We start from the raw sequence: 13616 nt of genomic DNA, 5'->3' as shown, positions 1-13616 counted from the left end.
TTTCTGATGATATATTAATAGCCTCTAAAAGCAAACTGAATATACATGTATGTACCAACACCATAAATAACAAAAGCAACTATAGTAATTAGCCAATTTTCACGATTTTTTTGTACATACTTCGAGCATGCCCAAAAAAGAAGTAAAATAATTAATTGAATTGCAGTCACTTTTGAGACAGCAATTATAGTAGTTTCTGTAACAAATACTACCCATGTCCCGAACAACATCCGAATACAAAAAATAATCGCCCCAATACGTGTTTCAGTATATTGTTTATTTATATTTATAAAAAATATATCTTGCAACATAACAGTTAATGTTAATACAACTACTAAAGCCAAGATAGAAATGAATTCTAAAAATTCTATAAGCACTTTTAGCCTCCCTTTTGACATCATTTTATTATAATTTTCATTAAAGATTCTTACTATCATGTAACTAGGTCTACAAATACCCTCTCATTATCTATACAGTTTTCGCATACATAATATGAAAATAACAGCTAAGACCATAAATAATAAGTGCAATCATTGTAATATACCACTTTCCTCTGTACTTCTTTACACACTGCATAAGCCCCCAAAGGAAAAGTAATATAATTGATTGAATCACTAAAATATTTAGCGTCCCTAACAGAGTAGCTGTCATAGGGTAAATGATCCATATACTCACCAATGAACGTATAGCCATGACCGTAGCAAAGATTCTCCTATAATGAGACAGTCTTATACTACCTATGCAGTACTCTTGTAAAAATACGATAGATGCTACTAGCATATTTAAAACCAAAATTAATAAATATTCAAAAAACTCTACCAACTCTAAATTCTCCTTCATAAATTTATTTGCGATTTCCTATCGCATCAAAAGTTAACAATTCACTCCGAAATTTTACAAGCTACTTTTTCAAAAATACTAGCTAATATTCCAATAATCATCAAAGAGATTATTATTCATACATTCATTTTATTACTCAAGGACGACCTATTTAAAAATCCAATTTTTTAACAGACTTGAAATAGTCTTGAAATTTATCATCGATGTCCTCATCTTTACTTAAAAAAAGCGTTACATACGAATCCCAACAAACAATCTCAAGTGTTGCTTGGGGATGCTGAATATTTGGACTTGGTACCCAGAGTTCTTCGTTTCCATTTGCATAGGATTCTACAAGCAAGTTATTAATATCAATGTTTATAGACTTATCAAAAGCAGATAATACGCCCCAAATAAATTGAGGATTATATTTCTTTACGAGATCTGAGAGATCTTCACCTGCTATTTAGACTCTTCGCTTTTATTTTAAATTAGACCTCAATAAATTAATCTATTTAAATTTATTCATAGTGAGCTGCCGCCAATAACACCTGTGCAATAAAGCCCCATGATATATTTTTAGGCATCTCTTCACCTCTGTTTTGGTAGGATCCCTCACAATCATTTACCCATGCTTCCATTGATTCTAAGTAATCCTCTAATGTTATATTCTCCCACTCATCCTGATTTTCTTTGAAATCTTTTTGAAGATGAAACAAAAACTCTAATAATTTTTCTTTTGAATCTACATCACTAATTAACTCATAAACATCCATATCATTACTCCTTCCACATGCCCCTTATTTAGGGACTACATTCATTTCATTCCATCTCTAAATTCTTCCTGCACCGTCTTAAATTCTTGCTCATATTTCCTTATTTTTTCAGCATCTATCTTCGAATTAAGGAAAGGTCTTTTTCTACCAATCATCATAATATCTTTTCCTTCTGTGGACTCCATGCGTACATATGGTTTAAAAAATTCACATTCTGTATTTTGTAATACTACCGATAATTTAGCGTATTCTTCCATAGGGAATTGATTAGATACATTTAATTTCTTAAGTCTTTTCAAATTCATTAATGGCTCTAAAGAACGATCTTGAACTTTAATATTCATTAAAGTTAACTCATTTAATTCTACTAAATCACCGATTGGATCTAATGTTTTTACATTAAGAGTTTTCATTATTGCTCCTCCCAAAAAAAGACCTTCTAACTTCTTTCCATCTTTTATTGGCGATAAATCTTCTAATTTAGAGAAACCTTGTATTAATAGATAAGAAAGGTTGTTATTATAACTCAAATCCCATAAATCTGTATTCTTAGGATTCCAACCTAAATATAATCTTCTTAAATTAGACATTTTTTGTAGTTTCGATAAATTCTCCACCCTCATTTCATCGATATAGAGTATCTCTGGATTAACATACTCCATAATTTTATCAAACTGCGTTTGATTTACTGCGAAAATCCATAAATCCCCAATTTTCAATTCTCCTAATAGTTCTATATTCTTTGTTTTACCGCTAATAGCTAACTCTTGTACATCTTCATTTATTCCAGCCAAATCTTTAAGAATGCGTGGCTGTTCACCTATTGGAAACATTAAATTCTCTCCTTCACAGACTATTTACATCCAACATCCCTTCATTCTTTCCTGAAGGGAAAAACTAACAATTGTTAAAAGTACACTATCATATTGGACCTTTTCGAATGTAAAATCCATAATACACCTTCTTTTCTCTCAAGGTCATAATTATTTTATTCCCATTTCATCTTACTATTTTCATTTAATACTTCGATATGAGTATCTACTATATCCCCTCTTTCATATCAAAAACTTGTAAAATATCTTGTTCTAACTTTATTGCATTAAAGTCCGACGTAGCCTTTTCCCCTAACAGTCTAATAGATTGAACAATATTTCCAATTATCAATATTTTCCTCGTAGCATAATCTGCAGATAAAAATGCTTCATAGTCAATCCTTAATCTAAAATCTGCTTCTTTACTCTTCCTTTTCAAGAGCTTTCTTTCTTTATGAAAACCCGCATCTTCATATTCCGGAGTTATGTTAACTACTATAGGGATTATAGCTATTTCTTCTACTTCGCTACCATAATTATTACTATTTAATTTTTCAAGGTCACTACCGATTTCTGAAATTATATTTATAAATTCCTCAGCAATGTCACCTTCTAATTCACCACTCAAAAAAAACCTCATAATCACTCATCCTTTTCAATTATTACTTTTATTTAGCGGGGAACGCTTTCCATCTGTTTCATATAATGGATTGATGGTGCCACTCTTTCTCCTACCTTATATATCTTTTTATAGGGATATGCTTTTAAATTTTACGTAGAATATATCTTTCAGGTGGGCCGCTCCCCTGCTCAGCTTGAAAATATAATAATTTACTCGGTATGCATGAAATTAAACAAGGTAAACCACACCAAATAACTTTTTCTATTGCACATTCTAATCCCATAAAACTCCCATCAATTTCACTAATAAGGGACATTACGTAACAAGAATCCTTTGCTCCATATTTTTTTAATTGCGTTGATATTCCTTCAGCATACACCATATTTTTTGGGATAGATTCAAAATACATAGAATTTAAGATAGTGTCATGGTTATGCGCCAAACGCCCTAATGCCTTCACTCTTTTTTTAGGTGAAGTTAGTTCAAAAATAATTCTATCCTGGATTTTTTTTAAAAAAAACTCCTAACTATGAGTTCTTCATATTCTTTATCCATGTATCTTTTATCCTCCTATATTCTTAAAGTTACCTTTTCTGAAAAATATAAGTGGTGCGACATATACATATTAATTAACTTTGGATATCTCCAGTATCTCCTTGCGCTAAAAAAATCATTTAATTACCTCTTATTATTTTCATGTTGCATAAATATCGAAATTATTACTAGCAATTGTTAAAAGCGCACCATCATATTGAATAAATGCACACGCCGATGATGGAACTAATTCGATTTGTGGTACAACACATTCTCCCATTAAACACTTCATCAATTTACTTTGATTTATTTCCTCTAGTTTAATACCAACGCTATTTCCTAAACTGATAATAGCAAAAGTATTTTCTATACTTACACCATAAAAATACTTGATTATATATGATACTTCTGTCCTTGGTATAGAATCAAAAACAAAGAAAATGTTCCTTCTTCCCGAATCAAAAACTGTGTAGGAAATGTTTTTAGACTCTATTTCTTCTTTCACATTTTTTTCCTCAGATTTATCTACATGTACAATAAACTGATTAATCCTCTCTTGAACAAGTAAACTTAAATTATCAACATTACGATTATAATCATCAAATAAATCTGTTTCATAAATATCAGTTATATTACTAACACGGTATATATTTGCATCTTCAATACGTTGAACCTTTTCGAATGTAAACTCCATAATACACCTTCTTTTCTCTCAAAGTTATATTTATCCCTATTCCATCCCACTATTCTCATTTAATAATATTAAGTTTATCTATTCCTATTTGTTTTTATAAATCAATAATAATCTAATTCTCCTCACAGAGAATCCGCTTTTCACCTTATAATACGCTACTTGTAGAGTATGCATACCATTCCCTTTTCCATATCTGTTTCGTATAACGGATTAATGTTGTCTCCATTTAAATCAAAATTCCGAATTATAGCCATTTAAATCCCTAGCTTCTTTAAAGTAATTTCTAAATTTATCATCAATATTTATATCGTTACTTAATAACAACATCAAACTGGAATCCCAACAAACAATTTCAAGTTTTGCTTGAGGGTGCTGAATATTTGGACTTGGTACCCAGAGCCCTTCGTTTCCATTTGCATAGGGCTCTACAAGCAAATTATTAATATCAATGTTTATAGATTTATCAAACGCAGATAGTACGCCCCAAATAAATTGAGGATTATATTTCTTTACGAGATTTGAAAGATCTTCACCTGCTATCCAAACTATTGGATGCGACATTTTAGGATAATCTCGGATAAGTTTCTCTTCCTGCTGTGCGACAATCTCCATGTCTGTTATAAGCCAATTAAACTCTTTTTCCCTACCTTGAAATGAGTCAAAAACGGAAGCCAAAACTGTATATTTAGATCCATGTAAAATGAAGTTCATTCAATCCCTCCAATTAGTAACAATCGATAAGTTAGCCTTCTTGAACTTATTATGTGTAGATAATTAAACAAATACCAATGAATACTGTTACTATACACAATATAATAGTTGTTGCAGTATCTAGCAAAATGCTTACGGCTAGGAAAATTATTGATTTAAGGGCAAAAGAAGGTCCTTTTTCTTTCCATTGCCGATAGATTTGTATCATTGCATAAATTAATGGAATCATACCACCTATAATCAGAATAATCCCTATTATTTTCTCCATGTTTCCTCTCCTTTTAAAGATTCGAATCAATAAATATACTATATAATCATACGCCCTCAGAATATATCCTTATATTTTTGGAGTTATTCTACACATGCAAAACTCTCTAATCATAACTACGCTCGTATTAAGCGCATTGTTAAAAATTATATAATCTTTCATTCTGTAATTAACGGAACTTTCTATCAGATGTACGATTGCCATTCGCGTCATACGTTAAAGATTCGTTTCCGAATTTTACAAGTTGATTCCCATCATTGAATGTTGCCGCTATAGATTTTGTTTCTTTTCCATTCTCTACAACTTTCACACTCGTACGGTTACCAAATCCGTCATATGTGTATGATTTACTTGTTCCGTTTGGCAATGCTTCATTTAATAGTTGGTTGATCGGGTCATATACAAAGTTTGTCTATCATGATTCTTTTTGCATCACTTTTTAATAAGATTATCCCACACACCATATATGTTTTTACCACTAAGCTACCTTAATATATACAAAGAAAGAAGAGCTTATATAAGCTCTTCTTTCTAAAAATAGTTCTCAAAAAGACATGAATCTTTTTCTATCCCTTCAAAACATCTGGATAATCACTTGATTTCCCATTAAAAAGGTCCAATCCAATGAGCTCCTTCGTTCGCTGTTCTAACAGTAAAAATTCTTCTTCCTTCTTATCATTTAAAACTGTTAATAGTCCTTCGTTTAGCGGAAAAGAATTAGACCATGGAAGAGATTGAAGCTTATCCTTCCCTATAAAATCAACAAATGATTTCCCGAAATAATTATATTCAAATATTCCGAGTATTCTATTCTTTATTGTTCCTGTTATATGTTGTCTATCTACCATTTTTTCATCACTGATATATCCGTATATAGCATCAAATTCAACCAATGCTCCTTCAAAAAAACTTAGTATTTCTTTTTGGTATTTAGTAAAAATTTTCTTTGTGAACGATATAGTTAAATAATTGATACTCTTCCCCCTAGAATCTTTCCACCACGCTACATTAAACCAAAAGCCATTTCCTCTCCCAAGCATTCCACCGGCTGTACCCATCATCTCATCTAACTCAAAATCATAGCAACCTGGTTCTTCATGCATCCACATCTTCAAAGCCTGTTCAATTGTAAATACTTTATTAATTGGTTCATATTGTGCCATTTTTGTAAATTTCAATCCCATTTTTTCGATTGCTTCAAAGAAAAATTTTGCATATTCATGCGAAGAAATATCTTCCTTCGTATAAATATCTAATTGTATAGACATAAAAACCTCCATTTTTTAAATTTATAAATATTATCTATAAGTATAATATTTATTTTTTCCATAGCGTACTTTTATTTTCCCACCAGATTTGTTAATCGCATTTATTAACGGCTTGGAAACTTTAGAATGTTTAGAAACTATCAAATCAATCCGCTTACCTGACTTCGCATATTGTTTAAACTGCTTGGAATATGATATCTTTCGGACATCTTTAATTTCTGTAATTCTCCCTTTAGATAAACTATCAGGAATCCGGCCCATTACCTTTTTAGTATTTTTCGCTAATCCAAGCTCTTTTAATACTTTCTTTTCAAAACCTCGACCTCTAGTATATCTATATATATAGTGCCTAGCTTTTTAGCTGCATAGCGAGCTACATGAGGGGCAGCCATTCTCGCTCCAGCCACTACAAGTGGAGCAACAGGTATATTACCATCTGGATCGATTAACATTACTGGATTATTATCTACATACGTATATACATTTTGTGTCACAGGATCATCTTCATCACCTGGATCAGGATCCACCGATAAGAACACACCATGCTCTGGATTATAATAACGCGCAATCAATTAATACATGCCAATTTCTTTATCATACATGTATCCCGCATATCCAAACGGATTATCTGCTGCGATACCTTTTACTTCGCTCTTTAATACGTTACCCCACGAATCATATTCGTACGTTGCTACAACTTCTTTGTTTTGATTCGTCATCGTAACTACATCACCACGAAGGTTGTAATGATAGTATAGCGTTTCTTCTTATGATTTTATAATCAATAAAAATTAATGTATACACAAAGAGAGAAGAGGCTAATTTAGCTCTTCTCTCTTTCAATTACTTCTCTGTTTATTTTTCCTCTTTCACTTCTTCTACATCATATATTTACAATTCAAATAACGAATTTACTATCCATTGTTCATAAATTTTCTTCAATATAATTTTTAGCTACCTCATTGTTTGGGTCATCTTTTAATATATCCTTTGCCCAATTCATAGCTGATTTTTCTTCAAAAACATCATCTGGAACACTAGCAAAAAACAATAAAAACTCCCTATATTGCATATTATTAGGCTCCAATTCGATACACTTCTTTGCATGATAAAAAGCAGCTAGGTATGCCCCCTCTAAATGACATAGTGGATGACATAAAATATCTGATGCTAGTGAATGTAATCTAGCATCATTTCGACTCTCTAAATAACTAGTCAAGAAAGTGTATATAATAATATTGGGTTCATTAAAAGACCATTCTATTAATAAATCCTCTAATTCCTCAATACTTATTTTATTTGCATATGCTATCGCATTTCCAATGTCTCCTCGATAAATTGCATCTTTTAACAAATCATTCATTATTTTACCCACCCATTTGATATATATATCTTCCCGTTCTTTTTAGCATACGTAACCGTTACTTGTTGTCCTTTCACCTTCATAGTTCTTTGATAACTTGATTTTTTATATGGAGTTTCCTTTCCTTTCCTCATTACCTTCCCCATAACTTTAGAAACAGATTTAAAATCACCTGGTTTTTTTGTAACTTTATTCCAATTGTGCTTTGGAGCTAAAATATGCTGTACTTTATTAGTTTGCTTCCCTATATTTTTTAATTCTTTGTTCACAGCCCTAGAGTGTTTATAATTATTATAAGCTGCCTTTACCTTGTTGCCTACCCACTTCCCTGCCTGTTTACCATATTTAACACCAGCACGGATTGCATATTTCGCACCATACCTAGCTGCTATCATTCCACCTGCAATTGCAACCGGTACTAACCATGCCCACTTACCATCTGGATCCGTCATCATAACCGGATTATTATCCGCATAAGTATACCCATTCATTGTAACCGGATCGTCTTCATCACCCGGATCTGGATCCACCGATAAGAACACACCATGATCTGGATTATAATAACGCGCAATTAGATAATACATGCCAATCTCTTTATCATACATGTATCCCGCATATCCAAATGGATTATCTGCTGCGATACCTTTTGCGTCGCTCTTTAATACGTTACCCCATGAATCATATTCATACGTTGCTACAACTTCTCTATTTTGATCTGTCATCGCAATGACATCACCACGAGGGTTGTAGTGGTAGTATAACGTTTGTCCTTTTGATTTCATCGCTAGACGCGCGCCACTTGTTGAGTATACATATTGACGAAGAACATTTCCACTACCATCCGTCTCATATAACGGATTAATGCTGTCTCCATCATAAAAATAACGTGTTACTTGACCATTTACACTCTTTTCAATACGACGATTATCCTCATCATACTTATAAGTTGCGAATGCATTACTCTCACCTTGTTTTGTGATAGCTACAAGTTGGTCATCTTCATTCCATGTATATTTGTACTTTCCATCAGATGTACGATTTCCATTCGCATCATACGTTAACGATTCGTTTCCGAATTTCACAAGCTGATTTCCGTCATTAAATGTTGCCGCTATAGATTTTGTTTCTTTTCCATTCTCTACAACTTTCACACTCGTACGGTTTCCAAATCCATCATATGTGTATGATTTACTTGTTCCGTTTGGTAATACTTCATTTAATAATTGGTTAATCGGGTCATATACAAAGTTTGTTTCTGTTACTTTTCCGCCCGTACCTTCATGTTTAATCTTCGTACGGTTACCTGCTTGGTCATATTCATATCGTTCAGATAGAAGATTACCACTCGATGTACCTACTACTAAATCTTTAATTTTGTTCGCATGGTCATAGTTAAAGGTAGAACCTGAACCATTTCCGGCTGTATACGTACGAACATTTCCTTGATCATCATAATCAAAGCGATACGTTTGCGAACCGTCTGTCACGCGAATGTTTTGATTTAAATTGAAGTTTAAAAATAAATACATCTATCATAAAAAAGAAAAGACGATTTCTTATCTCATTAATCCTTGTAGTATCCCCACCCCATTTAACGATTGATAAAATAAGACAAGGGCCTTTTTGGAATCATCGGTTAAACTTGCAATTTAGTTGAAGAAGGAACGTAACTGATGATGCGGAAAAACGTAATATATAGAAGACTATGTAAGGAGTTTGTCATATGATTGATAACAGAATTTCGAAAGATTATGATCATGAAATAGATGATTCTTTAAAAGAAATTACAGATACAACCATCTTACTTAATTTTCAAAAGGCGATTGTAAGTTTATATCCTCATCTAATACCAATTCATGCTTTTGCCTATGACGCATGGGATGATATTGTAATGCCATTGTTTTATGAAATGGTATATAAAACCTTTGCTTTTAAATACGGGATAGATATTAACTTTAAAGAAACTCATACCTATATGTTTTCGCTTAATAGTTATAAAGGGATACATCACATCGAGTGTGTTCCAAAGTGCACAACATTTAAGATTTATATTAACGAAGAATGGATTGAAATGGATAATAAAAGTTTGAAAGAAAATGTATTTGTATTTAAGTCATTTGGGGATGGATTGCATTTTCTAACTGGTGGAATTGAAATTGAAGATGCTTATCGTGTAGGATTTGACCTTGTTGAGGTTGATATTGTTTCTACCATAACAGGTCTTCCATCTAAAACAAGTATTTTTATTGATAAAGAGCGTGTAGACTTTGTGTTTGTCGCAGAAACATATGATACAAATATCCAAAATTAAAAATTTTATGTAAGAAAGTAAGAAGAATCTCTTCATTACTACTCGTACCAAATAGTTGTGTGAACACGCTCCGCTATTATATATGCAAACTTCCGACTACATTTCATATGAGAAAAAGTTATTACGATAAACAAAGAAAAGGTCTCCTAAAATATCTTTTAGGAGACCTTTTCTTCATTACACTTGCATCGCTTTCTCTCTCAATGCTCTTCTTAACAACTTACCAGTCGTATTCTTCGGTAATTCTATTAAAAACTCAATGCTTTTCGGCACTTTATATTTCGCTAAATGTAACGTACAGTAATGCATTAGTTCTTCTTCTGTTACGTTTGCTTGCTTCAAAACGACGTACGCTCGCACAGCTTCTCCTAAGTTTTCATCAGGAACACCGATTACGACAACTTCCGCTACTGATTCGTGCGTATATAATACTTCTTCTACTTCACGAGGGTATACGTTATAACCGCCAACTAAGACGATATCTTTTTTACGATCAACGATATAGAAGTAACCTTCTTCATCCATTTTCGCCAAGTCACCTGTATATAGCCAGCCGTCTTTCAATGTCGCAGCTGTATCTTCTGGTGCATTATAGTATCCTTTCATAACGTTAGGTCCGCGAACGATTAATTCACCGACTGCGCCGACAGGTACTTCTTCCCCAAGTTCATTTACAATTTTATTTTCTACATGCCAAATATTTGTGCCAATCGACCCTGGTTTACGAGGACGATCTAGCGGATTGAAACAAGTAACTGGTGATGCTTCTGATAAACCGTATCCTTCTGAAACAATAACATTAAAACGTTTTTCAAAGTTTTGTAGAAGAGCAACAGGCATCGATGCACCACCGGAAATACAAAGACGAAGCGTCTTCACATCTTCTGCGCTTGCTTCTTCAAATAAATATAAATAATTGTACATCGTCGGTACGCCAGCAAAGATCGTTGGTTCGTACGTACGACAAATACGGAATACTTCTTTCGGACTAAATTTCGGTAACATTAAAATCGTTGCCCCGTTCACAATCGGTGCATTTACCGCAACTGTTAAACAGAATACATGGAACATAGGCAGTGCCGCAACAACACGGTCATCAGCCGTATATTGTAAATACGAAGCCACATCGCTTGCATTACTATATAAATTTTTATGTGTAAGCATAGCGCCTTTCGGTTTTCCAGTTGTGCCCGAAGTGTATAGGATAACCGCTACATCTTCTTCATCTAGTTCAGGACCTTCGTAAGTTGTATCTCCAGTCCCCACAAAACTAGTAAACGTTTTCATTTTTTCGGTTTCTGTATGGTTAAAATCTGATGAGGTTTCGCATATGATGATGTTTTCTAATGAAGGAAGTCTTGTTGTAAGAGATTGTATAACAGGTAGAAGGACGTCGAGTACGATGATTGTTTTTACATCTCCATTTTGTAAAATATAATGCATTTCGTCTGCTGTATAAATTGGATTAACTGGAATAACAGTTGCTCCGGCTTTCATTGTTCCGTATAAACCGACCAAAAAATGTGGTGAGTTCCCAACAACTAATGCGACATTGTCCCCTTTTCCAATGCCCATTTCTGCTAAATTGCCAGAAAACCTTGTGACCATTTTGTTTAATTGGTCATATGAGACCGACTGATCCATAAATATATAAGCCGGTTTATCCCCCTTCTTTTTTGCCGTTTCAGCCAAAGATTGAACGAGATTCACAAAAACCCCACCTTTATAAAATTTAGAATATTTAAAAATTCTAAATTAATTATATTAAAAGAAAATTAAAGTGGCAAGTGATATTCTATTAACTGCATATAGACAGACTACCTACTCTTAGTTTACTTTGGAAGAATACGGGGATTTTATTTGTAAGTAATTTATGAAACTAGACCAGAAATCATTTTAGGATAATATGCATTCATCTTTTCTCTAAGTTTATTAAGTTCCTCTTTATTTAACGTCGTATGCTCGCCGTGCAAGTTAAGAGCGTCCGCTCCATCTTCATGAAAATACACCGTAACATATAACGTCGGTAACCCTTTGTTGTTTTCATCTATTGATAAGACGACATCTGGCGTTTTATTAACAGTGCTGAATGTTTCATTTCTTTTCCACTTCTTATTTTGAAACATGTCTTGTATATCATGTATCTTTCGTTTGTTATCTGTATGCGTAAAATATATAACATTATCCTCAGCCGGTTTTCCGATAGACAAAATTGTACGACTTGAGGGCAATCCACTGTTACACGCTGTCATTCCGATGACGAAGCTGAGCAATAATATAACGTACATTACTCTTTTCATTTCGATTCGCCTCCTTTTCATATATATATTCCTTTATAAGAGGCAGATGTCCTGTAAGTATACATTTTGTGGTAAATGGAATTATATCGACAAAACTACAAAAAGAAAGAGGCTGCCTTTATGGCAGCCTCCCTCATTTTTAGAAGAATAAATGTAAGAAATCTTCTGTTGTAATGTTACCGAAGTAGCGTGCGATATCTACGCCTTCTAAAGCTGCAGTGAATGCATCTTTATCGAACTGAACGCCTGTTAGACGCTCTTCGATATCATGAACATCTAGTGAACCGAAGAAGTCGCCGTAAATTTTACATTCTGTTACTGTTCCTTTTTTCACTTCAAGACGAACATCAACTTGTCCAACTGGGAAGCGGTGTGAATGTTGTAAGTTGAACTTCGGTGATTTTCCATAGTTCCAATCCCAATTTTGGTAACGTTCTTCAGAAAGTTTATGGATCTCTTTCCAATCATTTTCTGTTAATTCGTACGTTGGGATTTCTGTTTCTCCTTCGAAAATTGTTTCTAGAAGAAGTTGTCTAAACTCTTCTGTCGTCATTTCTTCGTTTAGGAACTCTGTAATGTTCGCAACGCGGCTACGGATTGATTTAATACCTTTTGATTGAATCTTATCCATTTTTACTTTTAACGCTGATACGACGTGATCGATTTCAGAGTCAAATAGTAACGTACCGTGGCTGAACATACGACCTTTCGTTGAGAACTGCGCGTTACCTGAAATTTTTCTACCTTCAGCTAAAATGTCGTTACGACCACTTAGTTCTGCCTTTACACCTAATTTACTAAGCGCTTTCGTTACAGGCTCTGTGAATTTTTTAAAGTTGCTGAAACTGTCTCCATCATCTTTCGTAATAAAACTGAAGTTTAAGTTTCCTAAATCATGATATACTGCGCCTCCGCCTGATAGACGACGAACGACATGAATACCTTTTTCTTTTACGTAATCTGCATTAATTTCTTCTACTGTGTTTTGATTTTTACCAATGATAATCGAAGGCTCATTAATGTAGAACAGTAAATATGTTTCGTTAATATCTAAATTTTTCACACAATATTCTTCGATCGCTAAGTTTATTCTAGGATCTGTAATTCCTTTATTATCAATAAATAACATCGTATCACC

14 protein-coding genes and 4 pseudogenes are annotated in these 13616 nt (G+C 33.3%); 1 reads left to right on the top strand and 17 read right to left on the bottom strand.

Annotated features, from left to right (window positions below; genetic code table 11):
• Positions 1-14: 14 nt before the first annotated feature.
• The 14 genes and pseudogenes from MR136_RS21125 to MR136_RS21060 form a co-directional block, all read right to left on the bottom strand.
• The gene (locus MR136_RS21125) at positions 15-377 is read right to left on the bottom strand and encodes a hypothetical protein (protein WP_006916081.1); all 363 of its coding nucleotides are present in this window, start codon (positions 375-377) and stop codon (positions 15-17) included.
• A 91-nt stretch (positions 378-468) separates the two neighbouring features.
• On the bottom strand, positions 469-822 hold the full coding sequence (locus MR136_RS21120; RefSeq protein WP_000229075.1) for a hypothetical protein: 354 nt from the start codon (positions 820-822) through the stop codon (positions 469-471).
• A 169-nt stretch (positions 823-991) separates the two neighbouring features.
• A pseudogene (locus MR136_RS28630) lies at positions 992-1285 on the bottom strand (hypothetical protein); the annotation flags it as partial.
• A 55-nt stretch (positions 1286-1340) separates the two neighbouring features.
• Positions 1341-1595, bottom strand: a complete 255-nt coding sequence (locus tag MR136_RS21115; protein WP_000383678.1) for a DUF7660 family protein — start codon at positions 1593-1595, stop codon at positions 1341-1343.
• A 41-nt stretch (positions 1596-1636) separates the two neighbouring features.
• On the bottom strand, positions 1637-2428 hold the full coding sequence (locus tag MR136_RS21110) for a leucine-rich repeat domain-containing protein (protein WP_017674275.1): 792 nt from the start codon (positions 2426-2428) through the stop codon (positions 1637-1639).
• 208 nt (positions 2429-2636) lie between these two features.
• Positions 2637-3047, bottom strand: coding sequence for an Imm44 family immunity protein (locus MR136_RS21105; protein WP_017674277.1), 411 nt, complete (start codon positions 3045-3047; stop codon positions 2637-2639).
• A 676-nt stretch (positions 3048-3723) separates the two neighbouring features.
• Positions 3724-4257, bottom strand: a complete 534-nt coding sequence (locus tag MR136_RS21100) for a hypothetical protein (protein ID WP_000397230.1) — start codon at positions 4255-4257, stop codon at positions 3724-3726.
• A gap of 231 nt (positions 4258-4488) precedes the next feature.
• Positions 4489-4968 (bottom strand): hypothetical protein, encoded by a 480-nt coding sequence (locus MR136_RS21095; RefSeq protein WP_017674279.1) that lies wholly within the window; start codon positions 4966-4968, stop codon positions 4489-4491.
• Positions 4969-5017: 49 nt separating this feature from the next.
• Positions 5018-5236, bottom strand: a complete 219-nt coding sequence (locus MR136_RS21090; RefSeq protein WP_000411162.1) for a hypothetical protein — start codon at positions 5234-5236, stop codon at positions 5018-5020.
• Positions 5237-5408: 172 nt separating this feature from the next.
• A pseudogene (locus MR136_RS21085) lies at positions 5409-5648 on the bottom strand (RHS repeat domain-containing protein); the annotation flags it as partial.
• A 154-nt stretch (positions 5649-5802) separates the two neighbouring features.
• Positions 5803-6504 carry a hypothetical protein gene (locus MR136_RS21080; RefSeq protein ID WP_017674280.1) on the bottom strand — a complete coding sequence of 234 codons (702 nt, stop codon included), beginning with the start codon at positions 6502-6504 and terminating at the stop codon, positions 5803-5805.
• A gap of 30 nt (positions 6505-6534) precedes the next feature.
• Positions 6535-7268, bottom strand: a pseudogene (locus MR136_RS28625) (RHS repeat-associated core domain-containing protein); the annotation flags it as partial.
• 161 nt (positions 7269-7429) lie between these two features.
• Positions 7430-7867, bottom strand: coding sequence for a hypothetical protein (locus MR136_RS21065; protein WP_000998883.1), 438 nt, complete (start codon positions 7865-7867; stop codon positions 7430-7432).
• A pseudogene (locus MR136_RS21060) lies at positions 7867-9372 on the bottom strand (RHS repeat-associated core domain-containing protein); the annotation flags it as partial. The pseudogene MR136_RS21060 and the gene MR136_RS21065, both read right to left, overlap by 1 nt.
• A 218-nt stretch (positions 9373-9590) precedes the next feature.
• On the opposite strand from MR136_RS21060, the gene MR136_RS21055 reads away from it, so the two are divergent.
• Positions 9591-10178: a hypothetical protein gene (locus tag MR136_RS21055; protein WP_000566765.1), complete on the top strand. Its 588-nt coding sequence runs from the start codon at positions 9591-9593 to the stop codon at positions 10176-10178.
• A gap of 177 nt (positions 10179-10355) precedes the next feature.
• On the opposite strand, the gene MR136_RS21050 is transcribed toward MR136_RS21055, so the two are convergent.
• The 3 genes from MR136_RS21050 to MR136_RS21040 form a co-directional block, all read right to left on the bottom strand.
• Positions 10356-11888, bottom strand: coding sequence for a fatty acid--CoA ligase family protein (locus tag MR136_RS21050; protein ID WP_001055150.1), 1533 nt, complete (start codon positions 11886-11888; stop codon positions 10356-10358).
• Positions 11889-12049: 161 nt separating this feature from the next.
• Positions 12050-12478, bottom strand: a complete 429-nt coding sequence (locus MR136_RS21045) for a hypothetical protein (protein ID WP_000832612.1) — start codon at positions 12476-12478, stop codon at positions 12050-12052.
• 139 nt (positions 12479-12617) lie between these two features.
• Complete coding sequence (locus MR136_RS21040; RefSeq protein ID WP_000897273.1) at positions 12618-13607, bottom strand: lipoate--protein ligase; 990 nt, start codon at positions 13605-13607, stop codon at positions 12618-12620.
• Positions 13608-13616: the final 9 nt, after the last annotated feature.

This window comes from Bacillus cereus group sp. BfR-BA-01311 (genome assembly GCF_022664295.1).
Lineage (GTDB): Bacteria > Bacillota > Bacilli > Bacillales > Bacillaceae_G > Bacillus_A > Bacillus_A cereus.
This window is presented reverse-complemented; position numbering and strand designations above follow the sequence as displayed.

Bases quoted from the DNA above. Each gene is read 5' to 3' on its own strand.
- MR136_RS21115 (WP_000383678.1), bottom strand. From the start codon at position 1,595: ATGGATGTTTATGAGTTAATTAGTGATGTAGATTCAAAAGAAAAATTA.
- MR136_RS21110 (WP_017674275.1), bottom strand. From the start codon at position 2,428: ATGTTTCCAATAGGTGAACAGCCACGCATTCTTAAAGATTTGGCTGGA.
- MR136_RS21105 (WP_017674277.1), bottom strand. From the start codon at position 3,047: ATGAGGTTTTTTTTGAGTGGTGAATTAGAAGGTGACATTGCTGAGGAA.
- MR136_RS21100 (WP_000397230.1), bottom strand. From the start codon at position 4,257: ATGGAGTTTACATTCGAAAAGGTTCAACGTATTGAAGATGCAAATATA.
- MR136_RS21095 (WP_017674279.1), bottom strand. From the start codon at position 4,968: ATGAACTTCATTTTACATGGATCTAAATATACAGTTTTGGCTTCCGTT.
- MR136_RS21090 (WP_000411162.1), bottom strand. From the start codon at position 5,236: ATGGAGAAAATAATAGGGATTATTCTGATTATAGGTGGTATGATTCCA.
- MR136_RS21080 (WP_017674280.1), bottom strand. From the start codon at position 6,504: ATGTCTATACAATTAGATATTTATACGAAGGAAGATATTTCTTCGCAT.
- MR136_RS21065 (WP_000998883.1), bottom strand. From the start codon at position 7,867: ATGAATGATTTGTTAAAAGATGCAATTTATCGAGGAGACATTGGAAAT.
- MR136_RS21055 (WP_000566765.1), top strand. From the start codon at position 9,591: ATGATTGATAACAGAATTTCGAAAGATTATGATCATGAAATAGATGAT.
- MR136_RS21045 (WP_000832612.1), bottom strand. From the start codon at position 12,478: ATGAAAAGAGTAATGTACGTTATATTATTGCTCAGCTTCGTCATCGGA.
- MR136_RS21040 (WP_000897273.1), bottom strand. From the start codon at position 13,607: ATGTTATTTATTGATAATAAAGGAATTACAGATCCTAGAATAAACTTA.